At 62.7% G+C, this 25,590-nt stretch carries 28 protein-coding genes; 18 read left to right on the plus strand and 10 right to left on the minus strand.

Going from position 1 to position 25,590, the window contains the following annotated elements; genetic code table 11:
• The first annotated feature begins 284 nt into the window (after nt 1-284).
• On the plus strand, nt 285-692 hold the full coding sequence (locus AC5ZGW_RS30600; protein ID WP_130231743.1) for a twin-arginine translocation pathway signal: 408 nt from the start codon (nt 285-287) through the stop codon (nt 690-692).
• 9 nt (nt 693-701) lie between these two features.
• Here AC5ZGW_RS30600 and AC5ZGW_RS30605 read toward each other — a convergent pair whose 3' ends face one another.
• Complete coding sequence (locus AC5ZGW_RS30605) at nt 702-1,901, minus strand: FAD-dependent monooxygenase (RefSeq protein ID WP_130231745.1); 1,200 nt, start codon at nt 1,899-1,901, stop codon at nt 702-704.
• A gap of 21 nt (nt 1,902-1,922) precedes the next feature.
• Nucleotides 1,923-2,168, minus strand: a complete 246-nt coding sequence (locus tag AC5ZGW_RS30610) for a zinc-finger domain-containing protein (RefSeq protein WP_021077734.1) — start codon at nt 2,166-2,168, stop codon at nt 1,923-1,925.
• Between the two features lie 235 nt (nt 2,169-2,403).
• Between AC5ZGW_RS30610 and AC5ZGW_RS30615 the strand changes: the two genes are divergently transcribed.
• The 4 genes from AC5ZGW_RS30615 to AC5ZGW_RS30630 all read left to right on the plus strand — a co-directional run bounded on the left by AC5ZGW_RS30615 (nt 2,404) and on the right by AC5ZGW_RS30630 (nt 5,787).
• Nucleotides 2,404-3,552: a hypothetical protein gene (locus tag AC5ZGW_RS30615; protein WP_496114011.1), complete on the plus strand. Its 1,149-nt coding sequence runs from the start codon at nt 2,404-2,406 to the stop codon at nt 3,550-3,552.
• A gap of 60 nt (nt 3,553-3,612) precedes the next feature.
• Nucleotides 3,613-4,365 (plus strand): alpha/beta fold hydrolase, encoded by a 753-nt coding sequence (locus tag AC5ZGW_RS30620; protein ID WP_130231490.1) that lies wholly within the window; start codon nt 3,613-3,615, stop codon nt 4,363-4,365.
• A 251-nt stretch (nt 4,366-4,616) separates the two neighbouring features.
• A complete protein-coding gene (gene cysE, locus AC5ZGW_RS30625) occupies nt 4,617-5,444 on the plus strand; it encodes a serine O-acetyltransferase (RefSeq protein ID WP_028166277.1) in 828 nt (275 codons plus the stop codon).
• Between the two features lie 130 nt (nt 5,445-5,574).
• Nucleotides 5,575-5,787, plus strand: coding sequence for a DUF3126 family protein (locus AC5ZGW_RS30630; RefSeq protein ID WP_027583509.1), 213 nt, complete (start codon nt 5,575-5,577; stop codon nt 5,785-5,787).
• A 122-nt stretch (nt 5,788-5,909) separates the two neighbouring features.
• Here AC5ZGW_RS30630 and AC5ZGW_RS30635 read toward each other — a convergent pair whose 3' ends face one another.
• A complete protein-coding gene (locus AC5ZGW_RS30635) occupies nt 5,910-6,617 on the minus strand; it encodes a hypothetical protein (RefSeq protein WP_165435636.1) in 708 nt (235 codons plus the stop codon).
• A 220-nt stretch (nt 6,618-6,837) separates the two neighbouring features.
• Here AC5ZGW_RS30635 and AC5ZGW_RS30640 point away from each other — a divergent pair, with 220 nt between their 5' ends.
• Together AC5ZGW_RS30640 and AC5ZGW_RS30645 are read left to right on the plus strand one after the other, a co-directional pair.
• The gene (locus tag AC5ZGW_RS30640) at nt 6,838-7,167 is read left to right on the plus strand and encodes a DUF6949 family protein (RefSeq protein WP_028163204.1); all 330 of its coding nucleotides are present in this window, start codon (nt 6,838-6,840) and stop codon (nt 7,165-7,167) included.
• Between the two features lie 185 nt (nt 7,168-7,352).
• Nucleotides 7,353-7,883 carry a gamma carbonic anhydrase family protein gene (locus AC5ZGW_RS30645; protein WP_463327943.1) on the plus strand — a complete coding sequence of 177 codons (531 nt, stop codon included), beginning with the start codon at nt 7,353-7,355 and terminating at the stop codon, nt 7,881-7,883.
• On the opposite strand, the gene AC5ZGW_RS30650 is transcribed toward AC5ZGW_RS30645, so the two are convergent.
• Entirely contained in the window at nt 7,880-8,131 is a 252-nt protein-coding gene (locus AC5ZGW_RS30650; protein WP_130231492.1) for a hypothetical protein, read from the minus strand. The two genes, AC5ZGW_RS30645 and AC5ZGW_RS30650, sit on opposite strands and share 4 nt — an antisense overlap.
• 108 nt (nt 8,132-8,239) lie before the next feature.
• On the opposite strand from AC5ZGW_RS30650, the gene AC5ZGW_RS30655 reads away from it, so the two are divergent.
• The 4 genes from AC5ZGW_RS30655 (at nt 8,240) to AC5ZGW_RS30670 (ending at nt 11,800) form a co-directional block, all read left to right on the plus strand.
• Complete coding sequence (locus tag AC5ZGW_RS30655) at nt 8,240-8,689, plus strand: hypothetical protein (protein ID WP_463327942.1); 450 nt, start codon at nt 8,240-8,242, stop codon at nt 8,687-8,689.
• A 145-nt stretch (nt 8,690-8,834) separates the two neighbouring features.
• On the plus strand, nt 8,835-9,362 hold the full coding sequence (locus AC5ZGW_RS30660; RefSeq protein ID WP_463327941.1) for a hypothetical protein: 528 nt from the start codon (nt 8,835-8,837) through the stop codon (nt 9,360-9,362).
• A 115-nt stretch (nt 9,363-9,477) separates the two neighbouring features.
• Nucleotides 9,478-9,618: a hypothetical protein gene (locus tag AC5ZGW_RS30665; protein ID WP_165435485.1), complete on the plus strand. Its 141-nt coding sequence runs from the start codon at nt 9,478-9,480 to the stop codon at nt 9,616-9,618.
• A 19-nt stretch (nt 9,619-9,637) separates the two neighbouring features.
• Nucleotides 9,638-11,800 carry a heavy metal translocating P-type ATPase gene (locus AC5ZGW_RS30670; RefSeq protein ID WP_130229035.1) on the plus strand — a complete coding sequence of 721 codons (2,163 nt, stop codon included), beginning with the start codon at nt 9,638-9,640 and terminating at the stop codon, nt 11,798-11,800.
• Here the strand turns inward: AC5ZGW_RS30670 and AC5ZGW_RS30675 are convergent.
• From AC5ZGW_RS30675 to AC5ZGW_RS30685, 3 genes are all read right to left on the minus strand, one after another.
• Nucleotides 11,775-12,584 (minus strand): dienelactone hydrolase family protein, encoded by an 810-nt coding sequence (locus tag AC5ZGW_RS30675; RefSeq protein ID WP_463327949.1) that lies wholly within the window; start codon nt 12,582-12,584, stop codon nt 11,775-11,777. The two genes, AC5ZGW_RS30670 and AC5ZGW_RS30675, sit on opposite strands and share 26 nt — an antisense overlap.
• Nucleotides 12,585-13,050: 466 nt before the next feature.
• Nucleotides 13,051-13,533 (minus strand): hypothetical protein, encoded by a 483-nt coding sequence (locus AC5ZGW_RS30680; protein ID WP_130229033.1) that lies wholly within the window; start codon nt 13,531-13,533, stop codon nt 13,051-13,053.
• A gap of 148 nt (nt 13,534-13,681) precedes the next feature.
• Nucleotides 13,682-14,569 (minus strand): alpha/beta hydrolase, encoded by an 888-nt coding sequence (locus AC5ZGW_RS30685; RefSeq protein WP_130229032.1) that lies wholly within the window; start codon nt 14,567-14,569, stop codon nt 13,682-13,684.
• 389 nt (nt 14,570-14,958) lie between these two features.
• Here AC5ZGW_RS30685 and AC5ZGW_RS30690 point away from each other — a divergent pair, with 389 nt between their 5' ends.
• The 7 genes from AC5ZGW_RS30690 to rpsU all read left to right on the plus strand — a co-directional run bounded on the left by AC5ZGW_RS30690 (nt 14,959) and on the right by rpsU (nt 23,141).
• A complete protein-coding gene (locus AC5ZGW_RS30690) occupies nt 14,959-15,561 on the plus strand; it encodes a hypothetical protein (protein WP_130229031.1) in 603 nt (200 codons plus the stop codon).
• A gap of 26 nt (nt 15,562-15,587) precedes the next feature.
• Nucleotides 15,588-16,181 carry a hypothetical protein gene (locus AC5ZGW_RS30695; protein WP_130229030.1) on the plus strand — a complete coding sequence of 198 codons (594 nt, stop codon included), beginning with the start codon at nt 15,588-15,590 and terminating at the stop codon, nt 16,179-16,181.
• Nucleotides 16,182-16,211: 30 nt separating this feature from the next.
• Nucleotides 16,212-17,630 carry a Dyp-type peroxidase gene (locus AC5ZGW_RS30700; protein ID WP_130229029.1) on the plus strand — a complete coding sequence of 473 codons (1,419 nt, stop codon included), beginning with the start codon at nt 16,212-16,214 and terminating at the stop codon, nt 17,628-17,630.
• 239 nt (nt 17,631-17,869) lie between these two features.
• Nucleotides 17,870-18,949 carry a catalase gene (locus AC5ZGW_RS30705; protein WP_165435486.1) on the plus strand — a complete coding sequence of 360 codons (1,080 nt, stop codon included), beginning with the start codon at nt 17,870-17,872 and terminating at the stop codon, nt 18,947-18,949.
• Nucleotides 18,950-19,014: 65 nt separating this feature from the next.
• Nucleotides 19,015-22,155 (plus strand): AAA family ATPase, encoded by a 3,141-nt coding sequence (locus AC5ZGW_RS30710; RefSeq protein ID WP_130229027.1) that lies wholly within the window; start codon nt 19,015-19,017, stop codon nt 22,153-22,155.
• 310 nt (nt 22,156-22,465) lie between these two features.
• Entirely contained in the window at nt 22,466-22,675 is a 210-nt protein-coding gene (locus AC5ZGW_RS30715; RefSeq protein ID WP_028163216.1) for a cold-shock protein, read from the plus strand.
• Between the two features lie 178 nt (nt 22,676-22,853).
• Nucleotides 22,854-23,141, plus strand: a complete 288-nt coding sequence (rpsU, locus tag AC5ZGW_RS30720) for a 30S ribosomal protein S21 (RefSeq protein ID WP_130229026.1) — start codon at nt 22,854-22,856, stop codon at nt 23,139-23,141.
• Nucleotides 23,142-23,300: 159 nt separating this feature from the next.
• Here rpsU and AC5ZGW_RS30725 read toward each other — a convergent pair whose 3' ends face one another.
• The 3 genes from AC5ZGW_RS30725 to AC5ZGW_RS30735 are packed head-to-tail and all read right to left on the minus strand — an operon-like array spanning nt 23,301 to nt 25,571.
• Complete coding sequence (locus AC5ZGW_RS30725) at nt 23,301-23,915, minus strand: DsrE family protein (protein WP_245287251.1); 615 nt, start codon at nt 23,913-23,915, stop codon at nt 23,301-23,303.
• The gene (locus AC5ZGW_RS30730; protein WP_130229025.1) at nt 23,890-24,531 is read right to left on the minus strand and encodes a hypothetical protein; all 642 of its coding nucleotides are present in this window, start codon (nt 24,529-24,531) and stop codon (nt 23,890-23,892) included. Before AC5ZGW_RS30730 ends, AC5ZGW_RS30725 begins: the two co-directional genes overlap by 26 nt.
• Nucleotides 24,528-25,571, minus strand: coding sequence for a TAXI family TRAP transporter solute-binding subunit (locus tag AC5ZGW_RS30735; RefSeq protein WP_130229024.1), 1,044 nt, complete (start codon nt 25,569-25,571; stop codon nt 24,528-24,530). Before AC5ZGW_RS30735 ends, AC5ZGW_RS30730 begins: the two co-directional genes overlap by 4 nt.
• Nucleotides 25,572-25,590 lie beyond the last annotated feature (19 nt).

The following is a 25,590-nucleotide window of genomic DNA, read 5'->3' on the forward strand; positions in this document are numbered from 1 at the left end:
GTAATGATTTCAATGGCTTATTGGGATATATAAGGGATTTTAAGTCCCTTGCGTCTACCAATTCCGCCACGTCCGCGTTCGTCGGGAGAAGGATATCTAGCGCGTTTGGTGACGAAGTGGAAACAGGATAATTGTTGCCGAATACATGTTATTTCAACAGTTTAACGCGTAACGCGACGACGCGACGTCTTGCGTATCGCGCTGCGCGGTGGCCGCCCAGCCTCAATCCGGACATTTCCCGCTGCTTTAGCCAATCTCAACACTTAACCGTTTATCAAGGCGCCATGTCCGTCCGCACCTTCCTCCACCTGCCGCCGCGCACGGCCGTGACCGCCGCGCTGCTTGCGCTTGGCGGCCTGCTTTGCGGCTGCGCCCAGATGGGCGAGACGCTCAGCCCGGCCTTCGTCGATCCCGCGAAATACGATCTTTACGACTGCAAGCAACTCGAGACGGAGCGCGCGGCGCTGACGTCGCGCGCGGCGGAGTTGCAGGGGCTGATGTCGAAGGCGGAGACCGGGGTCGGCGGCGCCGTGGTGGCGGAGGTGGCCTACCGCAACGATTACGTCGCGGTGCGCGCGCAGCAGAAGCTCGCCGAGGAAAACTGGCGACGCAACAGATGCCATGAGACGATCGTGGCGGCGCCGGCGCCGATCGTGCCACCGGCGCCCGCCCGAGGCGCGCGTTCGCGCTGAATCGCGCCTTCACTCCCGCCAATCATAGATCCAGTCCTGCCGCGCCAGCATTCGCTGCGGACCCATCGCCCGGATGACGAGATCGCGCGTCAGCGCCATCGGCCCGGTGAGGTGATAGATGCGTCCCTGTCGCTGAGCTGTGCGCCGCACCCGATCGACGCGCCCGCGGCGCAGCCTGGTGTAGCGCTTCAGCGCAGCGGGAATGCCGGAGATGTCCTCGCCGGTGCAGCCAGAGAGGCAATTGGCAAGCACGGCGGCATCCTCGATCGCCATGCCCGCGCCTTGCGCAGCAAAGGGCAGCATCCCGTGCACGGCGTCGCCGAGCAGGGCGACCGCGCCCGCGCTCCATTCGCTGACCTCGGGCATCGTGAACAGCGCCCAGCGCCGCCATTCCTCGACCGCGCCGATCAGCGTCCGCGCGCTGTCGGGCCAATCGGCGGAGAACGCGTTCTTGATCTCGCCCGCATCGCCGGCCTCGCTCCAGCCCGGCCGGTTCCAGGTTCCCGGCACGATCGCGACCACATTGATCCGTCGTGCTGCGGCGATCGGATAGGCGACCAGATGCGCGTTCGGTCCCATCCAGAGCTGCACCCGCGGCGAGGCGGATTCGCGCGGCAGCGCCTTCGCATCGAGCGTGCCGCGCCAGGCGATCAGCCCAGAAAACCGTGGATGCAGTTCCGGGAACAGGCGGCTGCGCACGGACGACCAGATGCCGTCGGCGCCGATCAGCGCCGCCGCCGGCTCATGCTGCCGCGCGTCGCCGCAGCGCGCGGCCACCGTCAGTCCTCTGGCGTGGTCGGCGACATCCTCGAACTGCCAGCCCAGGCGGAGTTCGATGTCGGGATGATCCTCAACCTCTGCCTGCAGCGCTCCTTGCAAATCGGCGCGATGCACCACCCAATAGGGTGAGCCGGCGCGCGTGCTCGCGGCCTCGCCGAGCGGCAGGCGGGCGATCTCGCCGCCCGCGCGCGCACTGACGACGCTGATCGCTTCCGGCGTCACCGCGCGCGGCGCAAGCCGCGGTTCGAGGCCGAGACCGACCAGGACGCTGCTGGCATTGGGTGAAAGCTGCAGGCCCGCGCCGACTTCCTCCAGCCGCGGCGCCTTTTCCAGGATGACGACACGAAAGCCCTTCGCCGCGAGGGCCAGCGAAGCTGTCAGTCCTCCGATCCCGGCACCAGCGACGACAACGGTGCGCGTGATCGCCACGGATCAATCAGCCATGAGCAGTCAGGCGACTTTGTCCTTCAGCACGCATTCGGGCGGGCGCGCTTCGCCGGCCGCGAGATCGGGCGCGAAGCGATACAGCGTCGAGCAGTAGGGGCAGATGATCTCGTTGTCATTGCCGAGATCGAGGAACACATGCGGATGGTCGAACGGCGGGTTCGCGCCCACGCACATGAACTCCTGCGAGCCGATCTCGATCACCGAGACTCCGGCATCGTTATGGAAGTGCGGGACGACGTGGTCGGACATATCTTCACCTTGGGATGGCAATAACGGACGGACGCAATTAACGCGATGCGGCACTGCGAAATGCCCGGCACCATACTGGCGGGTGGAGTTGATTCCTAGAGCCCCGACCATCCATTTGCTCATGCAAATTCGACACAATCTTGTCGTCGGAGAGAAGCCCTTCTTTCGTCGGGGCTGTTGTGTCTTAAAAACGGCACACTATTTCCAAGTTGAGCAAAACCCTGGGTTTTATCGAATGAAGCGAGCGCGGGTCAGTATAGGGGTGGCAGGGATGCTGGTGAGCATCGCCGCCGGCGTCGCGCTGTGGCCGTATGCCAGCGACGCGTATGCCATGCTGGCCGCACAGGACGAGCCGGCGCAATTGGCCGACCTGCAGATCAGTTCTGCTTTACGGAATGACGAGCGCCTAATCGAGCAGAATATCGAACAGGCGCTGGCTGCTGATGACGCCGATCTCGCCAACAGCTTTCTCGAACTCGCGCGTGAGAAGAATGTCGCAATCAGCGATGGACTGACCACGCGCGTGAACGATGCGGTTGCGGAAGCGAGCTCGACCTCGCATGTCGCCAAGCGCTTTGCCACGGGCCTCGTCACCGGCACCGCGGACGATCTCGCCAGCCTGTCCGGCACGGTCGCGGGTGATCTTTTTGTTTTCGGCGATGTCAGGGATGTCGTGCGCGAAGGCAAGCATCTGGCAATGGGCGAGGAGACCGATCATCTCATTCTTGGCCTCGCCGCCGCCGGCCTTGCAGTGACGGCTGCGACCTATGTTTCCGTCGGCGGTGTCGCGCCGGCGCGCGCCGGGCTGTCGCTGGTGAAGGATGCGCGCAAGGTCGGCCGGATCAGCGAGGGGCTCTCGGCCTGGGCCGGCCGCTCCGCGCGCCAGGTCGTGGATGCGCCGATGCTGCAGGAGGCGGTGGCCTCGGCTTCCGCGCTCCGTCCGGGCCAGACCATGACCGCGATCAAGGCGGCGTTCCGCATGGAAAAGGCCGGGGCTCTGGTTCGCCTTGCCAAGGATGTCGGGCGCATCGGCGAAAAAGCCGGCACCCGCGGCGCGCTGGAGACGCTCAAGATCGCGGAGGGACCGAAGGATGTCGCGCGCGCCGCGCGGCTGGCGGAAGCGAAGGGCAGCCAGACTCGCGCGATCCTGAAACTGTTCGGCCGCGGCGCGCTGCTGCTTGCTGCCGGCGCCTTCAACCTCACTATGTGGCTGTTCGGCGCGCTGCTGACGCTGTTCGGCTTCCTGTCCTCAATCAAGGCAACCACCGAACGCCTGACGCTGGCATGGCTGCGCCGCAGCAAGGCGCGGCGCTTGCGGAAACAACTCGCGATGGCACAAGCGCCATCCGAGGCTGCGGTGGCGGGCGCTACCGGCTGCCGCTAAGCTCTGCGATCGTTCGCCGGTCGTCAATCCAAGAAAATCCCTCAAACAACGGAAGACGCGATGCCGAGTTTTCATCACGGCGCTGTTGAGATCGCCTATCTTGACGAAGGCGAGGGCGATCCGATTTTCCTCGTGCACGGCTTTGCCTCGAGCAAGAACGTGAACTGGGTCTATCCCGGCTGGGTCTCGGAACTGCGCAAGGATGGCCGCCGCGTGATCGCGCTCGACAATCGCGGCCACGGCGAGTCCGCCAAGCTCTACGATCCCGCAGAGTACGACATCGCCGTCATGGCAAGCGACGTGATCGCGCTGATGGATCATCTCGGCATCCCGCGCGCGGATATCATGGGTTATTCGCTGGGCTCGCGGATGACGGCGGTGCTGGCGCACAACGAGCCGCAGCGGTTGCGCTCGGCAATTCTCGGCGGCATCGGCATCGGCCTGATCGAGGGCGGCGGTCCCGGGGAGAATGTCGCTGTCGCGCTGGAGGCGCCCTCGCTGGAGGATGTCACCGATCCGGTCGGTCGCACCTTCCGTGCCTTCGCCGATCAGACCCGCTCCGACCGCTCTGCGCTCGCCGCCTGCCTGCGCGGCTCGAGGCGGCTGATGACACGGCAGGAGGCCGCCGACATCGACGTGCCCGTCCTGATCGCGGTCGGCAGCAATGACGAGATCGCGGGCTCGGCCGAAGCGCTCGGCCGCGTTATCCCGCGGTCGCAAGTGCTTGCGATCCCGAACCGCGATCACATGCGGGCGGTGGGCGACAAGGTCTACAAGACCGGCGTGATCGACTTCCTGTCGCAAAGAGAATGATCTTCTACGCCAGGAGAATGTTCTTCTACGGAAATCGAACTTAAGCCTGCTTGATTTCCGGCAAATGCCGACCAATTGGATGTGACGTCTCCGCATAGCGGTTAAGCGAGGCTTATCCTTTGCCGAACCGCACCGGGACAAGCGTCGCTCAACCGTGCTATAGCGCACACCGAAACTGGGGCATGATCCGGAAAAGTGGGGACCGGTTCTCCAAGAAGATCATGCTCTGCAAAGATCACGCGAGGCCAGCCATGGCAGTGCATCAGGTCAATCCGCAAGGCGGCAAGCTCGCCGCGCTCGATCCGATCTGGGACCGGATCAGGAGCGAGGCCGAGGAGATCGTTCGCCGCGAGCCGGAGCTTGCCACCTTCATCTATTCCGCGGTGCTGCATCACGAGCGCCTGGAAGATTCGATCGTGCATCGGCTGGCCGAGCGGCTCGACCATTCGGCGCTGTCGGGCGATCTGATCCGCCAGACCTATGACGAGGCGTTGCGTGATGAGCCCGATATCGGCAACGCCTTCCGCGCCGATCTCGTCGCCGTCTACGACCGCGATCCCGCGACCTCGCGCTTCATCGACCCCTTGCTCTACTTCAAGGGCTTCCATGCGCTGCAGACGCATCGGCTCGCACACTGGCTCCATCTGAAGGGCCGCAAGGATTTTGCTTCTTATCTGCAGAGCCGCTCGTCGGAAGTCTTCCAGACCGACATCAATCCAGCCGCCAAGATTGGCCGCGGTATCTTCCTCGACCACGCTACCGGTTTTGTCTGCGGCGAGACCGCCGTGATCGACGATGACGTTTCGATCCTGCATGGCGTCACCCTCGGCGGCACCGGCAAGGAGAACGAGGATCGCCATCCGAAGATTCGCCATGGCGTGATGATCGGCGCCGGCGCCAAGATCCTCGGCAATATCGAGGTTGGTCATTGCGCGCGCATCGCCGCGGGCTCTGTCGTCGTCAAGCCGGTACCGCACAACGTCACGGTCGCGGGCGTACCGGCGAAGATCGTGGGGGAGGCCGGCTGCGCCGAGCCGTCGCGCACCATGGACCAGATGCTCAACGCGATCGGGCTTTGATTTCACTCGTGTTTCGCGATCGTTTCGATTGCAAATATTAGATTGTGCCAGAGCCGAAAAGGCTCTGGCGATTGCCGCCGTCCCGTCCTAAAACTCCGTCCCAAATCATCGATCCGATTGGAGACCGCCCGTGGACGTTCAGGAAGTCAGGAAACTTGACGCATATCTCAAACGCGTCTTCGGTAATCCGAAGATCCGCGTCGTGCCGCGGCCCAAGAAAGACGACTCCGCCGAAGTCTATATCGGCGAGGAGTTCGTCGGCGTCCTCTTCGTCGACGATGAAGACGACGATCGCTCGTTCCAATTCCAGATGGCGATCCTCGAAGAGGATCTGGCTGAGTAGGCCTGCGCCGGCCTGTAGTCCGTAGGGCGGGCAAAGCGCAGCGTGCCCACCATCCACGGGCCACGCAAGAAAGGTGGGCACGCTTCGCTTTGCCCACCCTACAAGATTCTACGAAATCACCATTACCCTCTCGGGCCGCGCAGTTGCGTCGTCAGGCGGTCCATGGCGGCGGCGACGTCGCGCCATTGTGAGAGCCAGCTTCGCGGAAAGCGATAAGTGAAGTCGGCGCCGTCGACGCGGCGTTCGCTCAGGCACATGCCGGGCGTCGGCGCGTCCCGCGTGCAGCGGGCGCTGAAGGTGGGCGAGGTCGACGTGAATAAATCCTCGCCGCCATAGGGCGAACCGTCGCGGAACGCGCGCATCGTCAGGTCGTCGTCCGTGCTTGCCGCTTGATCGAGATAGCGCGGATAGATTGTGCGCAGGCGGGTGTCGGGCGCAAGTGAATCGTGATGTGCCGCGATCGAAAGAAAGATCCTGTCGATCGGCTGCACCTTGTCCTCCACCGTCTCGGCGGTGACATGCTTGCGCGCCGGCGGTTCGAGCGAGGGATAGGCAAAGCTGAGATCGACGCGCTCCTGCGCGCCCGAGTGGCGCTGGATCTTCATGCGCACCGCCGCCGTCGGCACGTTGAACAGCGTGCCGCCGACACTGACCGGCAGCCTCGACGGATCGCTCAAGGGTACGGTGGTCCAGGTCGGCCACAACAGGTAGGTGACCAGCGCGATCGCGCCGCAGGCGAGGGCCGCTGCGATCAGGATCGGCAGGATGTGCGCGCGCGGATTCCTGCGCGTGTCGCGCGCAAGGTGCTGGGCCGTCGAGAGCAATGTCATCGAACGAGAATGGATGGGTTCGCGTGATGCCGAATCATCCGGCGAATATGCCACGCGGCGGCCAATTTCCGTATGATTTCAGGGAATCCGGCAAGCGGTGAGCCATGCGTAAAGGTAGCAATGTAGCTTCCATGTTAACCCTTTCTTAAGGATGATGTGGCGGCGGAGCGGCAATTTTGCCAAAGGAAGCGCGCGGTCTGTTGAGTAGCGGAAGTTTGCCATGTCGCCCGATGCGCTGAACTCGTTCTTCGCCCTTTGCCTCGGCTTCGCGCTCGCCGGCGCACTTACCAGCGGCTATCAGGCGATGGCGCAGCGGCCGGCCGGCTTCGGCCTGTTGCAGGAAGGCGCGGCGCCAAGGACTTTCGCCGCGGTGCCGTTCCTGGTGTTCGCCGCGCCCTTCATCATCATGCGCAACACGCTGCGTGGCGCCAAGATCGAAAGTCGCCGCTTCGAATTCGTGATGATGGCGACCATCATCGCCGGCTTCTGGAGCCTGATGTCCGGCACCTTCTTCCTGATGACATTGCGCGCCGCCGGCGTTCTCGTCTGAGCGCTGCTTTACCGTTGTTCCCTAGAGCTTCGGCTCTGATGGAATCAGAACCGAAGCTCTAGATTTTTGTTTTGACGCGTTTTCTTCACGCGAACCGGTATCCACTTCGCTCGAAAACGCCTTGGTCGCTCGCTTGAAAAGCCTTTGACCGCTGTGCCAATGTCGCCTCGAAAGAGGAGACATCCATGGCGATCTATGAACTGGACGGGCAGGGGCCCGATCTGCCGGCCGACGGCAACTATTTCATCGCGGACACCGCAACCGTAATCGGCAAGGTGCGCCTGCTCAGCGGGGCCAGCGTGTGGTTCGGCGCGGTGCTGCGCGGCGACAATGAGTGGATCGAAGTCGGCGAAGGCGCCAACGTCCAGGACAATTCCACCTGCCACACCGACCTCGGCTTTCCGCTCGTGATCGGCAAGAACGTCACCGTCGGCCACAATGTGATCCTGCACGGCTGCACTCTGGAAGAGGGCGCCCTGGTCGGCATGGGATCGATCGTGATGAACGGCGCACGCATCGGCCGCGAGAGCATCGTCGGCGCGGGCTCTGTGATCACCGAGGGCAAGGAATTTCCGCCGCACTCGCTGATCATCGGTTCGCCCGCGCGGGTGATCCGGGCGCTGGACCCTGCGCAGGTTGCGAAGATGGGAAGCGCGGTGAAGTTCTATCAGCTGAACGGGCCGCGCTTCAAAAAGGGCCTCCGCAAGATCGGTTAACGATCCGAGCGGCGTCGCGCTTCGGAACGTCCTTTCCTTGACTTCGGCGCTGCCGACTTGGCGGTATCTGTCTTCGGCTTCGCGGCGCTTTTACGTAACGCGTCGCGCAGATCGATCGGAATGCCGTGCTTCTTGAGCAGGTCTGCGAACGCTTCATCGGCCAATTCCTGAAATGTCGCCATCCTGTCGCGCCCGAGCTGCTTGAGCTTGTCGAACGTATCCTCGTCGAAAGCGATCAGTTTGCGCATCCTCGCACCTTGCACTGCGTCCGGCCCAATGGCTCCCGGAGCGTTTGGTTCCGGTAAGGAACGGCCGGCTTGTCCCATCGTTAGCACGACAGGATAAGGGAGACGCTCATGACCAGGAAATCGCTTGCGATCTTCATCACCGCTCTCGCGGTTCTCGGGGCGCCCGCGATGTCGCTTGCCCAAGGCGGAGGAGGCGGCGGGGGCGGGGGCGGTGGGGGCGGAGCAGGTGGTGGTGGCGCCGGTGGCGCAAGCGCGGGAAGCGCTGCGGGTGGAGCTTCCGGAGGCACCGGCAGCGCCACAGGGACCACCGGCACCGGTGGCTCGCCGTCCGGTTCGGTCGGCGGCCAGAGCAACCAAGCCATCCACCCCGGCAACACCAATACCACTGCGAACCCGCCGCCAGGGACCAACAGGGCTGGCACTGCACAATCCTCCTCCGGTCCGGGGACCACGACCGGCTCTGCAGCCGGCCGGCAGAGGACCGGGGAAGATTCAGCGATCGATGCTGAGGACGCGCCGCTCGATCGCAAGATCAAGGGCATCTGCAAAGGCTGCTAGATCACTTCTGCCCGGCCTTTCGGTCGCGCAGAAGTGAGCGCATTGTTCAACCGCACTCCCGGAACTCGCTCTAGATTGTGGCGGGCGCTTGCGATGGCTGGCGCAGGCCGCGCCGGTATTGGCAGGCCGTGATGGAGGTGCAGTGATGTTGCGTAAAACGATGGTTGCCTTGCTGGCGGTAGCCTCGCTTGGAATTTTGACGATAGATACGGCGTCCGCGCGCGGTGGGTTTGGCGGCGGTGGTGGCTTTCACGGAGGTGGCTTTGGCGGCGGTGGCTTTCGTGGTGGCGGTTTTGGCGGCGGTGGTTTCCGCGGCGGCAGTTTTGGTGGTGGAGGCTTCCGCGGCGCCGCCTTCGGCGGAAGCGGCTTCCGTTCGGCCGCGATCGGCGCCGGCGGCTTCCGTGCGGCCGGATTTCGTGGCGGCTTCTACCGGCCGGGCTTCGGATATCGTTCTGGCTGGGGGTATCGTCGTGGATTTCCGTTCGCCGCCGCAGCGGTTGGTGTTGGCCTCGGCTACGGGCTCTATGGCGACTGGCCTTATAACTCTTACGACTACGGCGATCCCTACTACGGCTATTACGACAATTCCGGCTACGGCGGCTGCTACGTCGCCCAGCAGCGCGTCTTGACGTCATATGGCTGGCGCATCAGGTCGGTTGATGTCTGTGACTGAACCTGGCGCGCTGTAGCGAATTTATCGGGATGATGATTGCAGCCTCGGTGTTTTCCACATCGAGGCTGCATCGTTTCTGCATAGGGGCTGGAACGTCGATTGCAGCGATTTCGAAATGCTGAACACGCTCACCACCGCCGCCTTCACCTTCGTCTTCCTGGGCATCGTCATCGGCCTGGGCGCCGCTTTTGTCCTGATGTTCTGGGAAGTCGAACGGCAATTGACTAAGCCGCGCAACCGCGATCGTCTCGGCTAGAACTCGTCGAGGTGACGTTGTGCCGACCGCCAATCCCTACAGACTGCGTATCGAGGGCATGGATTGTGCCGCGTGTGCGCTCAAGATCGAGAACGCGATGCGTCGGCTGCCTGGAGTCACCGACATAGAGGTCAGCTTTACGACCGGAACGCTCGCCTTCCGGCTCGACGAGGACCGCACTGCGCCGCGTCTCATAGAGGATAAGGTCAGGGCGCTGGGCTATACGCCGGCCGGCATGCCGTCGTCACTGGGAGGGAAGGCGCCGCGGAAGCAGGAACGGCAACCCCTGTGGCGGGGAGCCAAGGGCAGGCTCGTCCTCGGGACTGGCGTCCTGTTTGCTTTGGCATTCGTGCTTGCCAGCCTGTTCCCGGAGCTGGAGCGTTGGCTCTATTCGGCGGCGGCGGTTGTCAGTGTCCTGCCTTTTGCGCGGCGTGCGCTTGCCGGCGCCTTGTCCGGCTCGCCCTTTACCATCGAGACCCTCATGACGACAGCGGCGCTCGGCGCGGTTGCCATCGGCGAAGCCGAGGAGGCGGCTGTTGTCGTCTTCCTGTTCGCGGTGGGCGAATTGCTCGAGACGGTCGCCGCCCGCCGCGCGCGGGCCGGGATCGAAGCGTTGATCGATCTCGTGCCGCGCAATGCCAGACGTCAGCGCGCGGCTTCTCTCGATGTCGAGGAGGTTCCGGTCGATGATCTCGCGGTCGGCGATGTCGTGGTGGTTCGTCCCGGTGATCGCGTGCCCTCGGACGGCACCGTGATCGACGGCTCCTCGGAGGTCGATGAGTCGCCGGTGACCGGCGAGTCCGTCCCCGTTCTCAAGGAAATCGGCGCGAACGTGTATGCCGGCAGCATCAATGCCAATGGCGAGCTGCGTGTCGAGATCGCGCGTGTCGCCACCGACAACACCATTGCCCGCATCATCCACATGGTCGAAGAAGCGCAGGAGTCGAAGGCGCCGACGGCGCGCATGATCGACCGTTTCAGCCGGTGGTATACGCCCGCCGCCATGCTCGTCGCGCTGCTTGTCGTCCTGATCCCGCCGTTCGGCTTCGGTGGTGACTGGATGACCTGGATCTACCGTGGCCTTGCCACGCTGCTGATCGCCTGTCCCTGCGCATTGGTGATCTCCACCCCGGCCGCCATCGCGTCCGGCCTCGCCTCCGGTGCCCGGCAGGGATTGTTGATCAAGGGCGGAGCCGCGCTCGAGACGCTGGGCAAGGTCAGAACGATCGCCTTCGACAAGACGGGCACACTCACGCGTGGTCGTCCGCAGGTGACGGATGTCGTCGCGACGGTTGCGGACGAGCACACAGTTGTGGCCAGGGCGGCGGCGATCGAACGCAGCACCAATCATCCTCTCGGGCGCGCCATCATCGAGGAAGCCGAGAGACGCGGGCTGGAGCTTCCCGCCACCTTCGGCGGCGGTGTCGTGACGCCTGGCAAAGCGGTGACGGCACGTCTGAGAAGCGGCTTCGCCTCGGTCGGTTCGCCCCGGTTCGCGAGCGAGCAGGCGAGCGTCGATCCTGGCGTCGTCGAAAGGATCAGCGCGCTCGAAGGCGAGGGCAAGACGGTGGTCGTCCTGCGGTCCGGCAAGGTGGTCGAGGGGCTGATCGCGCTCCGCGACGAGCCGCGAGAGGATGCGCATGAAGGCGTCAAACGGCTGACCGATAGCGGTCTCCGCACGATCATGCTGACTGGCGACAATGCCCGCACCGCCGATGCCATCGCCGGTCATCTCGGGCTTGAGGCGCGTGCCGGGCTTCTGCCCGACGCCAAGCTCGCGGAGATCGGGCGGCTCAAGGAGGCCGGCCCGGTTGCGATGGTCGGCGACGGCATCAACGATGCGCCGGCACTCGCTGCGGCTTCCGTCGGCATTGCCATGGGCGGCGGAACGGACGTGGCGCTGGAGACCGCGGACGCGGCCCTGCTCAAGAACCGTGTTGTCGGTGTTGCCGAGCTGATCGCCCTGTCGCGAGCGACGCTCGGCAACATCTGGCAGAACATCACGATCGCGCTCGGCCTGAAGGCGGTGTTCCTTGCTACCACTCTGTTCGGCGTGACCACCTTGTGGATGGCCATCCTCGCCGATACCGGCGCCACCGTGCTCGTCACCGCCAACGCGCTGCGCCTCTTGGCGCACCGCTTTGCAGATGGCGGCCTCAGCTCAGCACGCCGTATTTCTTGAACCAGGCCTGCATCTGCGCCCACGCGTCTTCGGCGGCTTCCTTGCGATAGCTCGTACGATAATCGGCATGGAAGCCGTGCGGTGCCCCCGGATAGATCTTGAACTCCGCGGTCTTCTTGTCCGCGGCGAGCGCCCCCTTGAAGGCTTCGACCTGCGAGACCGGGATGCCGGTGTCGGCTTCGCCATAGAAGCCGATCACCGGCGCCTTCATCTCGGGTGCAAGCTGCATCGGGCTCTTCGGCCAAACCGGGTTCTGCGGATCGACCGGCGGACCATAGAACGAGGCGCCCGCCTTCAGCGCGGGGTTGTGAGCGGCATATTCCCAGACCGTGCGTCCGCCGCGGCAGAAGCCGACAATGCCGAGGCGGGAGGTGTCGCCGCCTTGCGATTTCGCCCAGGCCACGGTGGCGTCGAGGTCGGACAGGAGCTCGGCGTCCGGCTTGGCGTTCACGAGCGGCAGGAGCTGCTGAATGTCGGTGATCTTGGTGAGATCGCCCTTGCGGAAATAGTAGTCGGGCGCCACCGCAAACGCGCCTAGCTTGGCGAGCCGGCGCGTCACGTCCTTGATGTATTCGTGCAGACCGAAAATCTCCATCGCGACCAGGATGACCGGCGGATTGCTGACGCCGGCTGGCCGCGCGAAATAGGCGGGCATCTCGCCATCGGCCACCTTGATCTTGGCCTCGCCCGCAGTGAGGCCGGCGGTATCGGTCTTGATCACGTCGGCCCGCACGGGACCGGCGGCGAGGGTGTAGCCGGCTGCAACGGCGGCCGAAGCCGTCATGAAGCCGCGGCGCGAGAAGGGGGCGGTTTTTGTCAGTCCGATGACATCCGAGGGCAGGGATTCAGCGCGCATGCGGGGCCTCATTTCAAAATGTTTTGCAGACCATCGACCCGATCGAGGGGTGGGCGAGACCGGGTTCAAAAGCGGCGGCATTCAGCAAGCAAAGCCCGCCGATGGCAAGTCACCAGCGTGAGAGGCGGCCAAAGCGATCGGTGAAAAGGGCCACCCGTGGCGGAAGCGGGGGCCTCTAAAAGAACAAGGCCGTTGACGCAGTATACCGCCAACGACCTTGCCAGCCCCGGATATTGAAATCGGCTCACGCCATCCGGTAGGCGGCACCTTGCCCCGGAATCGGGTTCCCGAATGTGAACTAGTTCACAAAGTCGACGAAAAAACCGTATCGAGATTCGGCAGCGACGGTGGATATGTCCCGCGGGTCAGGGGTTTGGCGGTGATTTCGACCGACTCAGCCGCGGCGCTTGCGCCCGCTGCGAACCGCGTGCGACCGCGATCGTTTGCGGACGGGTTCGGCCGCCGGCTCATTCGCCTGGGCGCTGGCGAAGGATTGCCTTAAGCCCTCGACCGCTTCGGTCAGTGCCGTGACCTGCTCGGACAGCTTCTTCGTATCGGCCTGCTGGGAGGCGAGCATCCGGCGCATGGCCTGCAATTGGTCCTGCACCATCTGGAGCTGGTCGATGGATTCCTGCTGGGTCGCTTCCAACCCCTTGGTTTTCTCGACGAGCTGCTCGGACACCTGCGCGGTGCGGGCCTGCAATTGCCGGCTGGCGATGACCCGATCGGACTCTGGCGATGTGCCGGTAGTGACCCGGTACAGCGCGATCGCGCCGATCCCGAACAGGACCAGAAAGAGCCCGACGGCGGTGACCGCAATCGGCTGCACACCAATGCGCAAGGCACTGGTGGAATTCCCGGGGGTGAGGTCCATCATTCGACACCAAACCGGACTAATTCTAAAGGTTCCGAATACCACAACCTCAGCGCGCCTAAAACCCCGTGATTTGTCCCGTATTGGTACGCATTGGCGCTAAAAACCTGCGAAATCGAGGTTTTTTTGGCTCAAGCGACCACCAGACGCGCTATGCCAAACGGGCACGGATGAATTGCCCCGCCCTGGAAAGGGCGTGGCGGCCGGAGCTAAGCTTCGCATTCCATAGCGGCCACGCGTGGATCATGTGGGGCCAGATCTCCAGCGTCACCTCGACCTCGGCAGCGCCGGCCGCCTCAGCGAGCCGCGTGGCATCCGCCAGCAACGTCTCCGCCGATCCGACCTGGATCAGCATCGGGGGATAGCCGGTGAAATCGCCAAACAAGGGCGAGATCAGCGGTGAACTGCGATGGATGGCGGCAGGCACACAGGCGTCCGCAAGCTCTTCCAGATAGGTCTTGTGGATGAGCGGATCGACAGCGTCCTTGGTGCCAAGGGTTGCGCCGGACATCGTGAGATCGGTCCATGGCGAGAGCAGCCAGGCGCAGCCGGGCAAGTCCTCGCGGTCTCTCAGCAAGTGGCCGATCAGTCCGAGCGTAAGATTGCCGCCGGCACTGTCGCCCCCGACGGCGATGCGGTGCGCCGGAATGCCCTGCCTGCGCAGGAAGTGCCAGGCCTTCATCGCATCCTCATGCGCGGCGGGATAGGGGTGCTCGGGCGCGCGGCGATAATCGATGGCGAGCGTTCGAACGCGCGCGGCGCGCCCGGCTTCGCTGACCAATCTGCGGTGGCTCAGGATCGATCCGGAGCAGTAGCCGCCGCCATGGAAATAGAGCAGCACGCGCGATGGCTCGCTGCCTGGCGTCAGCGACCATTCGCTTGCCACGCCGTCGCAATCGACTGTTTCAAGCTTCACGTCATCGGCCACCGGCCAGACCGAACCGACCTCATCGAGACGTTCGCGCCGCTCGGTCCATCCGACCGGCCGCGGTTTTGACGAAAGCAGCGCGCGAATGGCGTCGATTTCATTGGTTGCCACGGCTTGTTTCGTGCTGATTGCGCCGACCACGTCTATGGTTGGTCACGCCAGCGCCGGAAAGGTTGCTCACCGGAGCGGCATCGCGCAGTCGCAGACGGGATTGCTCACGTAATCGAAGCTGTCGGTACGCTCTGGATGAACTGCGCGATCACATGGATGGTCACGCTGTATGACAGACCTTTGATGCTTGCCGGCATTAGCAAGCCATGACGAATGTGCGAGAGTCAGTTGTGCACGACACCATTCATTGCACTGGACGGAGCAGTGACTTTCGATAATAGTAATAACGTTATTACCTGACGTTGTACTATTCCCTAAGGTATTGTTATACAGGTGGACCCGGGCGTCGTGTCTCGCCAAGTCCACAATGATTCATGGCGAGACGTTGCATGGCTGATCGCGCACGTAATCAGTATGGATTGGGCAAAGCCGTAACTTTCAACGTGATAACGCCGATGACGCGCTTCGGCACCCTTGTCGTCGGAGTGTTGCTGTCGATCTTCGATCGCTTCAAATCGACCCAAGTCACGGCCAAGGAGCTGGCGTTTCTGCCCTTTGTTCACTGGGTTGTCGTCAAGCGCGACAGCTTTCCGCGGGTGAGCGACAGCCAGCCGGCGGAAGATTTGCACTACGATTATTTGTTCTTTCTGAGCACCTTCAACGGTCCCTGGGGACCTTACATCGAAGCCTTCGCCGACGTGCTCTACAAACCGCTCGACCTGGTCTGGTTCTGGGGCGTCGGATATCCGTTCGCCCGTCCGGTCGGGCCGCTCAAGGCCTATATCCAGCGCAATCAGATCGAGTCGGATCATTCCTATAGCGCCTATCCGGGCGCATCCGTGCGCGATGTGCGCGCAGCACTCGAACTGCGCAACGAAGTCGAGAAGCTTTTTCAAAATTCGAGCGGACTGTCTCCCGAACGGTTTGCGGTCGAGTTCGATCGCTTGCTGATCAGCGTGCAGAACAAGCTCGGTACATTTGGACCAGTGTAGCAGGCCGGTCGAACGGAGTTCGCGACGTGGCTAATCAAAACGGTGAGAAGTACGGCTTCACAGGCCTGTTTCCGATTGCAACCAATCAATCGGACGATCTGAGAGCGTTTCTGCGCACGCTGGATGACCCGCGAGCCTATCCGCGCGGCTCGCCTTTGAGCCATGTGCCGATCATCCACATGGCGCGAATGTTCATTGTCGACCGTCTCGCCTATCAAGGCACGCCGGCGAAGTTCGATGCGCTCAAGTCGGACTATCTGGTGTTCATGTGCGAATTCGATGGCGAGAGCGTCGATCCTTTGGTCCAGGCCCTGGCCGGCAATATCCCGAACGAAGTCGCGACCATTTGGGGGCGCTGCCTTGGTTTCCCGGGTATCGATCGGCGCGATCTGCTCTCCGGATATTTCGAGCGGTGCCAGCTCAAGACCACTCTGTTTCTGGCGGACCAGCCTGAGGCGAGCGTAAGCGAGATTCTCATGGCGCTGCTGTGCCGACGTCGCCTCGGCGAGTTCGTCAGGCTTGTTCAAACCAATCCACGGCCTCCCGAAGTGCTCCAACGAGAGTTCAGGCAAATGTGGGAGGGTCTCCAAAACGAGAGGCCGTCCCCGGGAGATTTGTGAGTACGCAACGATCAGAGCAGGGGTCTGGCGATGCTCAACCTTACCAATATTCAAGGCAACATTCTTCGCGGTTACGCCTCGTTTCCGCACGCGCAGTTCTTGTTCTTCGAGATCCAAAACGCTGATGATGCCAGGGCGTTCATCCAGCGGCTGCTCGAGACCAACGCCGTCACGCCGGCACTGTGGCGCGCAAAGCCGGACGCCACCCTCAACATCGCCTTCACCTTTGAAGGCCTCCGCGCCCTTGGCCTGCCTACGGAAAGTCTCGCGACGTTTCCTTGCGAGTTTCAGGAGGGCATGAAACCTCGTGCGAACGAACTCGGTGACATCGACGAAAGTTCACCGGAGCACTGGGACGATCCTTGGAAGACGCATCGCGTTCATATGCTGATCTCGATCTACGGCCGGACAGAGCCGGCGCTCGCGGCGCACTGTCAACAGCTCAGGGATTCGCTGCCGAACGGCGTGCAGGAATTGAAGGAGAGTCAGCCGGCGGGGCTGCTGCACATCAACGGCGAACAGACTCGAAAGGAGCACTTCGGTTTTCTCGACGGTTTGAGCAACCCCGCGATCGAGGGAGTGCCTGACGACGGTGGCAGGGACCGTCAGGACGTTGGCAATCCGGATGAGAAGGGGCGATTTCGCAAGATCCCGCTTGGGGAGTTTCTTCTCGGCCACCCGGGTGAGGGCGGCGAGATGGCTCCCATGCCGCTGCCGCACCTTCTCGCGCACGATGGCACCTATCTCGTGTACCGCAAGCTGGAGCAGGACGTCGTTCGTTTCCGTCGCTACCTTGATGATCAGGCGGACGCATTTGCCCGAACCATTCCCGGTCCTCTGCCGGATGGCGTCAGCCCGCAGAAGTTTCTTGCCGCCAAGATGATGGGGCGATGGCAGGATGGCTCTTCGTTGATCGAACACCCCGACGCCCCTCGCGAGGACAGGCGCAATGCATTCGGCTACGCTGGAGATCCCGCAGGCGCACGCTGTCCGCTTGGTGCACATGTGCGGCGTGCCAACCCGCGCGATGCGTTTGGCTTCGGCGGCAAGACGATGAGCCGACACCGCTTGATCCGGCGCGGAATCGCCTATGGCAAATTCCTGCCAACGGGCGAGGAGCAGAGTCCGCAGAGCCAGGAAAAGCGCGGCATCATTTTCATTGCGCTCAATTCCGGATTCGACCAGTTCGAGTTCGTGCAGCAGAAATGGATGAATTTTGGCGACGATTTCGAGCAGGGCAACGATACCGACCCGATCGCCGGCAACCGTCCAACCGTCGGCGGTCGTCAAAGCGCGCAAATGATGATCCCGGGCGACGAAGCCACGGGACGACGCCCCTTCATCTGCTTTGACATCCCGCGCTTCGTCACGACCAAGGGCGGCGACTATTTCTTCGTTCCGAGTCTGGCCGCGCTCGGCCTATTGGCGTCTGGCCGAGTCGTCGCATGAACCGGGACACGATCCAACACTGGCTGCGCGGCCGCCGCCGAGACGGTGAGGTTTTTTTCGCGCAAGCGCCGCGCGAAGATCCGATTGTTCAGTCGTTCCGGGTGGTGCGCGATTTCCAGCGATTCTGGCAAATGCTCCGCGGATCAGCGCAATCCGCTCCGGCGCCGGCGCGGAGCTCGGAGGCGACGCCGACAAGATATGAAGAGCTCGCGAACGCGCTGGAGCTGCAGGATCGACCGATGCCGCTCACGAAATTCGAGCGCGCCGTGCCGGGCGAGGCAACCCTGATCGCCAACATGGCGCGTATTGCCGCAAACCTTGTCATCAAGAACTACTGTGAGATGAAGGCATCGGACGCTTCCGCCTGTGCGATGCGCGACCAGCATGCAAAGGCCCATGGTTGCGTCGATGCGGAGTTTATCGTCCGCGACGATCTTCCGGCAGAGTTCTCGACACCGCTGTTTCGACCGGGCGCCCGGTACCCGACGATTGTCCGGTTCTCCAACGGACAGGGCCAGCCACAGAGCGACCGCAAGCCTGACGGTCGCGGCATGTCCATCAAACTCTTCGATGTCGCGGGCGAGTCCATTCTGCGCGGTCTCGAGCCCGGCAGAACGCGGGCCGGCGAGCACGATTTCTTGCTGAGCAGCTTCCCGGTGTTCTTCTGCAAGAATGTGGTCGATTATTCCGAGTTGATGGAAGCCGTTGCGGCGCCGAGCGGGACCTCGCGCGAAAAGTTTAAGCGGCTCCTCAAATGGATTGCGTTTGCCATTCGCAATCGTCGCCAGTTCGCCACGTTTATTCGCACCGCTCTCGTCAGGATCGGCAATCCGCTGACTGCGACCTATCACAGCATGTCACCTTATTTGTTAGGTGAGCAGCATGTCGTGCGCTATGTCGTCGGTCCGGTGCAGCGTCAGGATGACGTCCCGTCGTGGTGGCGTCTCCTTTTCGGATCGCTATCGGAGAAGTTTCTCCAGGAGGCGATGCTTCGCGATCTCAGTCCGACGCCACCTGGAGATGATATCGTGTTCGATTTCTCGGTGCACGTGCGCCATTCGGCCAAACCGGAAGAGGTCGAGAACGCTCTCCTGCAGTGGACCCGTCCCCAGGATCGGACCGTGTCGATCGGAGAGATCAGGATTCCAAGGCAGAATTTCCTAACGCCGGATCGGGTTTTCGATGGCGAACGCATGATGTTCAGCCCGTGGAACTGCTTGCAGCAGCACCGACCTCTCGGTAGCATCAACCGGATGCGGCTTGCCGTGTACCTTGCGTCCCTGCAGGTACGGCGGAAGCTCAACATGGTTGGACCTTGAGCGGGCAGGCGAAACCGGACCAATTTGATGGACCTCGGCTGGTTGCGGCGCTGCCAAACAACGAAATGGCAGGGCTCCACGCTGAGCGCCGACAGCTTACCGTCGTGTTTGTCGATCTCATCGGCTCGACGCCGCTGAGCGAGCGGATCGATCCCGAGGAGTTCTTCGCGGTCATCCGAACCTATCGCGATCTCTGCAACGAGCAGATTTGCCGCTATGGCGGTCACATTGCCAGAATGATCGGCGACGGGTTGCTCGCCTATTTCGGCGTCCCCCAGGCGCACGAAAACGATCCCGAGCGCGCCGTGCGCGCTTCGCTCGCCATCACCGCCGCCATCAAGGAGCGGGAATTCCAGATGTCGGATGGCAGCTTCCTCCGGCTACGGGTGAGGATCGGGGTCAACACCGGGCCGGTGGTCGTCGGCAGCGTGCCGGGCGAGCCCTCCGAGCGGCGGGAAGTGTTCGGCAGCTCGGTGCACGTCGCGGCCCGGCTTCAAGGTCTTGCCGGCGAGAACGCGGTGGTCATCGGTTCAGGCACCCATGAGTTGATCCGCGGCATGTTCGATTGCGAGCCGCTGGGCAAGCGCCGGCTGAAGGGCGTCGAGGAGCCGGCCGAGGCTTGGCGCGTGAACGGCGTTTCGCCGGGCGAAAGCAGGTTCGACCGCGCGCGAACCTTGCCGCTGCCGCCGATGATCAACCGATACGATGAACGCGCGCTGCTGGCCGAGCTGTGGGAGCAGAGCCTCGGCGGAGCAGGACGCGTCGGCGTCATCTCCGGCGAGCCCGGCATCGGCAAGTCGCGCCTGATCCGCGAGTTCAGAAGCTCGCTCGACCGGTCTGCGGTTGATGTTCTCTCCGTTCAGTGTTCGCCGTTCCACGTCAATACGCCGCTTGCGCCGGAAATCGAGCGGTTGAAGCGCGCAACGGGCATCCACGAAACCGACGACCCGCGGCTGTCGCTGGCGAAATTGCGTCACCTGCTGGGAAGAGCCGGTTTCGATGTCGGGCAGGCGCTTCCCTATTACGGGTCACTGCTGTCGATCCCGGCGTGCGAAGGATACGAGCCTGCCGATCTCCGTTCTCCTTCCGAGCGTGCGCGTGCCTTCCAGGTGATAACAGAAGTTCTCGTTGCGGCGTCACGAAGGAAGCCCGTCCTGTTCATCGTCGAGGATGTCCAGTGGATTGATCCGACGAGCGTCGACCTTCTCTCGCGGGTGATCGCTCGCTGCGCGCGCGAGCGAGTGCTGTACCTGGTCACGCATCGCGACGACTACGAGGCTGGCTGGCTGTCGGGTCCATCCATCAAGCGCATCGCTCTGCAAAAACTTGCAGCAGACGAATGCGAGCGGATGGTTGCCGCCGTTGCCGGCGTCGCGTTTCTTCCCCGGATCACGAGCCAGATCGTCGAGAGGACCGACGGCGTACCTCTCTTCATCGAGGAGTTCACGCGGGCGGTGGTGGATTCCGGGGCGATCGAGAGCGCCACCGACCATGGCAAATTGCCAGGGCCGCTGGTGCCGGCGAGCGTCCACGATTCCCTGATGGAGCGTCTTGACCGGCTGGGTACCGCCAAGCGCGTGGCCCAGATCGCCTCCGTATTCGGGCGGCAGTTCGATTATCGCGGCATTTTCAGCCTGCTTCCGGATCAGGACGAGTCGCTGATATCAGCGCTTGAGGCTCTGGAGCGGGCCGGGATCGTGTACCGCATCAACGAAGACGAAGGCACGCTATACGCTTTCAGGCACGCGATGATTCAGGAAGCGGCGTATTCCTCGCTGCTGAAGGAGGATCGGCGCAAGCTGCACGCGCGCGCAGCGTCCTGGCTGCGTCAGCAGGCCGACATCGGGGAGAGCAGCGATCCCGCCGTGTTGGGCTATCACTACGCGCAGGCAGAAAACATTCCGGAAGCCATCGACGCCTGGCTGCAGGCGGGCAAGTCTGCGCTGAGCCGATCGGCCACCAAGGAGGCGGTGGCGCATCTGCGCGAGGGCCTCTCTTTGCTGTCGAAGCTATCAGCTTCGTCGCGCCGCTACGAGGCCGAGATCGCGCTGCAATCCAACCTTGCGATGGCCTACACCGCGATTGCGGGCTGGTCCGATCCGAACGTCTACGAGCCCTATCATCGGGCGCTGAAGCTCTCCGGCAGCCATGGCACGATCCGCGAGAAGACCGCTGTCCTCTGGGGTGTCGCGGTGGCCGAGCTGGTCAATTGCGAACTCACCAAAGTGCTCGAGCATTCGCAGGACTTCCTCCGGCGAGCCGAGGAGTGGCGGGACAGTGAGGCCATCCTCATGGCGTCCACCGCGGCGCTGATCGTCAATTTCTTCACCGGCCGTTTGAAGGAAGCACACGAATTGGCTGTCGCGATTGAAGCGCGCTACAATCCGCGTGAGCACGGCAAGCTGGTTCAAACTTATCAGCACGATCCTCTGGTCGTTGCGCTCGTCTATTCCGGACATATCGAATGGCTGCTCGGCCGGCCCAACCGGGCCAGGGAGTGCTGTGAATCGGCAAGGCGGCTGGCGAACGAGATCGGTCATCCCTTCATGATCGCGCTCGCCCACATCCTTGGCGTCGGCGATCACTGGTATGACGGAGACCTCGCCGCCAATCTGGCCTGCGTCGAGCACGGGATGAAGGTCGCCGCCGACTACGGCTATCCGATGTACCAGGTCATCGGTCCGCTATGGGCGACCTCGGCGCTGGCGGCGCGCGGCCCTGCGCCGGTCGTGCTCGAGAAGCTCTCCGGCCTGATCGGCAGACTGCCGGCGGAGAATCGATGTATTCAGATGCCGCTCTATAAAGCTCTGCTCGCCACCGAGTTCGGCCGGATCGGGCAGAAGGACAGGGCGCTTGCATTGGTGACTTCGGCCGAGTCCCTGATCAAGCAGACCGGCGAACGCTGGCTCGCCCCGGAGATCTACCGGATCCACGGTTCGCTGCTGCACGCCGAACCACATCGCGACGACGCTGCCGCCCTCCGCCTGTTCAGGCGCTCGCTCGCCTATGCGAAGAAGCTCGAAGCCGTCGGCTGGGAATTGCGGACCGCAATTGACCTTGCGCGCCTCCTGATGGACCGAAAAGACAGGCGGCGCAGCCTGGCCGAGGCACGCGGGGTGCTTTCATCAGCGCGAGCAAAGTTCCCGTCTGCCGAGACATCGGCCGATCTGCGACAGGCGGATGAGCTGCTGCAGCGGTTGACGTAGGGCTTGAATCCATAAACGCTGAGTGACGGCGGACATCCGCCTTGGCGTGCGCTTCGCACGTTGCCCGGCGTGGCGAGCGCATGGGCTCGCCGCGATGCATGGCATCAACCGTACAACCTCGCGCAGTCGAAAAGGAACCCTTGAAGGGACCCTTGTGTTCTCGGAGAAACTGTATACGTTGTTGTTGTTCGATTAGCCGTTGTGCCTTGTTGAATGGTCCAGGCGGCCCTTTTCCAGAGACATCGTCGGATTGAATTCGGGATTCGTGCGAATGCACGCGAGACGCGCGTTTGCGCTTTGGAGAAATGTTATGGCTACAGGTACGGTGAAGTGGTTCAACGGGCAAAAGGGTTTTGGATTTATTCAGCCCAATGACGGCGGAAACGATGTGTTCGTTCACATCAGTGCGGTCGAGCGGGCCGGGCTTTCTGGACTCGCTGAGGGGCAGCGAGTGAACTACGAAGTCAAGACCGACCCGAAGCGTGGCAAGGTCAGCGCCGAGAATCTCTCGCTGGCGTAAGTAGCTTTCGTCATTCCACGGACGTACTGGGATGACTGTGCAGCCCGCTCGATCTCGGGATTGAGCGGGCTTTTGCGCGTGCTAGATGGTCGGGATTTACCTCGACGGAGTCGTCGTAACGCTTCGGCTGCCGCGACTTCGGCCAACTTGGCGCAGCAACTCTGATGGAGCAATAACCGTGCAAGTAATCGTTCGCGACAACAACGTCGACCAGGCGCTTCGAGTTCTGAAGAGGAAGATGCAGCGCGAGGGCGTGTTCAGGGAAATGAAACGTCGTCGTTCTTACGAAAAGCCCTCGGAAAAGAAGGCCAGGGAGAAATCTGACGCCGTGCGTCGTGCCCGCAAGCTTGCTCGGAAACAGGCCATTCGCGAGGGGCTCATTGCCGCGCCACCTAAAAAGGAAAGAGTCCCGAGCAAGCATCCGCAAGTGCTGCCCGCCACTACTGGCGGCACGCGAGGGACCTAACAAGCGCGCGAGGTGGATCATCGTCCGCTAACGCCAGACGCGACTGAGCTTGAGCCGAGAGGCCGCCGGATACTGGATGCCCCGCCTTCGCGGGGCATGACCATGGAGTGTGTGAGCGGTGGCCCCGGGGCGGCGATCACGTCAACGCAAGACGGTGTCTCACAGTTTGACGTAGCTCCAGCCTTGTTCCTGCAGCTCCAGGACGCGGACGACGCCGGATTTCACAATCGTCGCCTGTGGAACGAGATTGATATCCTTGTTCTCCGCCTTACGCATGTTTTCCCGGGTATTGCCGCAGGCTTTAAAGGAGATTTCCGGGTTGCTCATTGCGAGCCCCTCGATGCGCGCCTTCACCGGAGAGGTGTCATCGCGCAGCATGTGAAGGCCAGGGCCAAACGTGACAACCTCAATCGACACGTCTTCACCGAGATTGCGGTAGTATTGCGCGACGTTGGTCGCATTGTTCAGTGCGAGATTCATCATCGCAGGGTCGTTAGAATTGACCTGCAGCAGGAGCTGATGCGGCTTCTTGGGGATCTCGGTGGGTTTTGTCATCAGCACCAGTTTCTGCTTGCTCGCCTGCTTCTGCGTGCTCAGCCGGTACTGCTTACTTGCTTGCGGCCTCACGTGATCGTCTGGCTGCGCTTGCGTGGTCGGCGCGATCAGGAGCGACATCGCCAAGCTGGCAATGGCTGCTACCGCCAGATTTCCAATTCTGATCATCTTGCTTCTCCCTGTCCCATGACCATCAGTCGCCTGGTCTGGCGACGGCATGTGGCCATCTGCACGCCGCCGCGAGTTTTTCGCGCACAGTCTTCAATCCGCCGAGCAGGAAATGCGCCTCCTGAGCCGCGCCGGTGCGGGTGGAAAGACGGACGGCGATGTCGCCCTCTTCGGGCAACGATTGCAGCAGGTGCACGACGTCACCCCGGAAAGCGGCACCGGGCCCGAATGATGGCGAGGCGGCCGCAAGCTGCACCGGCGGATTCGCATTGACGCGGTAGGAGATGGTGTATTCCTCGGCACGGCCTGATACCGCCGGTCCAGCGAGCACGAGCTCGGTGCGGCCTTTGCGGCAGTGGATCGCGAGTTGCATCGCGGTGCTATCCGACTCACCGCGAGCGGATGTGGTGGCGGTGACGATTGGCGAATAGTCCACCGGCGATGTGGTCTCGCTGAGCAGCCAGTTGTCGTACGGCGCCGGGCGACCAGGCGGCGCTATCTTACGTGATAGATCGTCCAGACATTGTAGCCGGGCCGGCCCCTCCATCACCGAGCACGCCCGAAGATTTATCATCGGATCGTTCGTGCTTTGAGCGTAGGCGATGCCGCAAGCCATTTTGCAAGCCATTTTGAACGTGACGGCGAGGGGAAAAGCAGCGGCCTTCATGGAGGCGCCTGTGCGCTGCGCGCCTTGTGATTCAGCCATTCCTGCGCGGCCGGGAAGCGGGTTAGTCCGGGGACGGTCGCTGCGAGATTGATCGACTGCCATTTCGGGTCAAAGCCTGGCGCCTGCAGGCGGTCTATTCGCGAGAACAGGTAGTCGACGAAGCGCGCGACGCGTTGATAATGGTTCGACCGCGGCGGCCAATTGAACGCGACAAGCGCGGTCGGCACCGCGATCGTCGACACCCGCTCGCCCTGCTTGATCAGATTGGGATACTCATTTGTCTCCAGTGTCGCGGGCAGGTAATAGTCCTCGAACTTGCTGTCGTATTGGACCGGGAGAAACTTGAATCCCGCGTCCCAGCGGCCGCGCACGAAGGCGTCGACCGGTTTCGACGTGATGAACACCACCGCCGCCATCTCACCTTTGCGCATCTGTTCCAGGGCGAGCTGATGGGGAATGAACGTCTTCTCGACCTCGATGCCGAGACGGCTGAAGATCAGTGGTCCCGAATAGGCGGCTGCGGTGCCCTTGGTGTTGAAGTTCACTTTCCTGCCGGCGAGATCTTGCAGGCCTGTGATTTCCGGTCGGACGAAAATATGCAGCTCCGACGGGAAGAGATTGAGCAGGTAAGTGATGCGCTTTCGGATCTGCGGCACTTGAATCTTGTACTCTTCGAGCGCGTCGGAGTTGATGATCGCGGTATCGACGCCGCGCAGATAGAGCAGCGAGTTCAGATTCTCGGTGGCGCCCCGGGTGACGATCGGTAGCAGATGCATGTTTGCTCCGTCATCGACGACGCGGGCCATTTCCGCAGCCAGGCGAATTGGTGCTCCCTCCAGCAAGCCGCCAGCGAGCCCGACGGTCCAAGCGTTCATGCGGTCTTTTTCGGTCCCCGGCGGCAAGGACCGTCGAACCACTTGTGCATTGCCCTTCGAGGGTTGCGCGGTCTGTGCGTCCAAGTCAGCCGGTTGAAGCATCATGGCGGCCAGCACCAGCGCGGCGAGCAGGAGCAACGAGCGTGGCGTTGACAGTGTGTTCATGTCAGTCCCCCTCTTGATC

Source organism: Bradyrhizobium sp. Crot121 (genome assembly GCF_059512385.1).

Bases quoted from the DNA above. Each gene is read 5' to 3' on its own strand.
- AC5ZGW_RS30600 (WP_130231743.1), top strand. From the start codon at position 285: ATGTCCGTCCGCACCTTCCTCCACCTGCCGCCGCGCACGGCCGTGACC.
- AC5ZGW_RS30610 (WP_021077734.1), bottom strand. From the start codon at position 2,168: ATGTCCGACCACGTCGTCCCGCACTTCCATAACGATGCCGGAGTCTCG.
- AC5ZGW_RS30615 (WP_496114011.1), top strand. From the start codon at position 2,404: ATGAAGCGAGCGCGGGTCAGTATAGGGGTGGCAGGGATGCTGGTGAGC.
- AC5ZGW_RS30620 (WP_130231490.1), top strand. From the start codon at position 3,613: ATGCCGAGTTTTCATCACGGCGCTGTTGAGATCGCCTATCTTGACGAA.
- cysE (WP_028166277.1), top strand. From the start codon at position 4,617: ATGGCAGTGCATCAGGTCAATCCGCAAGGCGGCAAGCTCGCCGCGCTC.
- AC5ZGW_RS30635 (WP_165435636.1), bottom strand. From the start codon at position 6,617: ATGACATTGCTCTCGACGGCCCAGCACCTTGCGCGCGACACGCGCAGG.
- AC5ZGW_RS30640 (WP_028163204.1), top strand. From the start codon at position 6,838: ATGTCGCCCGATGCGCTGAACTCGTTCTTCGCCCTTTGCCTCGGCTTC.
- AC5ZGW_RS30645 (WP_463327943.1), top strand. From the start codon at position 7,353: ATGGCGATCTATGAACTGGACGGGCAGGGGCCCGATCTGCCGGCCGAC.
- AC5ZGW_RS30650 (WP_130231492.1), bottom strand. From the start codon at position 8,131: ATGCGCAAACTGATCGCTTTCGACGAGGATACGTTCGACAAGCTCAAG.
- AC5ZGW_RS30655 (WP_463327942.1), top strand. From the start codon at position 8,240: ATGACCAGGAAATCGCTTGCGATCTTCATCACCGCTCTCGCGGTTCTC.
- AC5ZGW_RS30660 (WP_463327941.1), top strand. From the start codon at position 8,835: ATGTTGCGTAAAACGATGGTTGCCTTGCTGGCGGTAGCCTCGCTTGGA.
- AC5ZGW_RS30665 (WP_165435485.1), top strand. From the start codon at position 9,478: ATGCTGAACACGCTCACCACCGCCGCCTTCACCTTCGTCTTCCTGGGC.
- AC5ZGW_RS30675 (WP_463327949.1), bottom strand. From the start codon at position 12,584: ATGACGGCTTCGGCCGCCGTTGCAGCCGGCTACACCCTCGCCGCCGGT.
- AC5ZGW_RS30680 (WP_130229033.1), bottom strand. From the start codon at position 13,533: ATGATGGACCTCACCCCCGGGAATTCCACCAGTGCCTTGCGCATTGGT.
- AC5ZGW_RS30690 (WP_130229031.1), top strand. From the start codon at position 14,959: ATGGCTGATCGCGCACGTAATCAGTATGGATTGGGCAAAGCCGTAACT.
- AC5ZGW_RS30700 (WP_130229029.1), top strand. From the start codon at position 16,212: ATGCTCAACCTTACCAATATTCAAGGCAACATTCTTCGCGGTTACGCC.
- AC5ZGW_RS30705 (WP_165435486.1), top strand. From the start codon at position 17,870: ATGCCGCTCACGAAATTCGAGCGCGCCGTGCCGGGCGAGGCAACCCTG.
- AC5ZGW_RS30710 (WP_130229027.1), top strand. From the start codon at position 19,015: ATGGCAGGGCTCCACGCTGAGCGCCGACAGCTTACCGTCGTGTTTGTC.
- AC5ZGW_RS30715 (WP_028163216.1), top strand. From the start codon at position 22,466: ATGGCTACAGGTACGGTGAAGTGGTTCAACGGGCAAAAGGGTTTTGGA.
- AC5ZGW_RS30725 (WP_245287251.1), bottom strand. From the start codon at position 23,915: ATGCCGTCGCCAGACCAGGCGACTGATGGTCATGGGACAGGGAGAAGC.
- AC5ZGW_RS30730 (WP_130229025.1), bottom strand. From the start codon at position 24,531: ATGAAGGCCGCTGCTTTTCCCCTCGCCGTCACGTTCAAAATGGCTTGC.
- AC5ZGW_RS30735 (WP_130229024.1), bottom strand. From the start codon at position 25,571: ATGAACACACTGTCAACGCCACGCTCGTTGCTCCTGCTCGCCGCGCTG.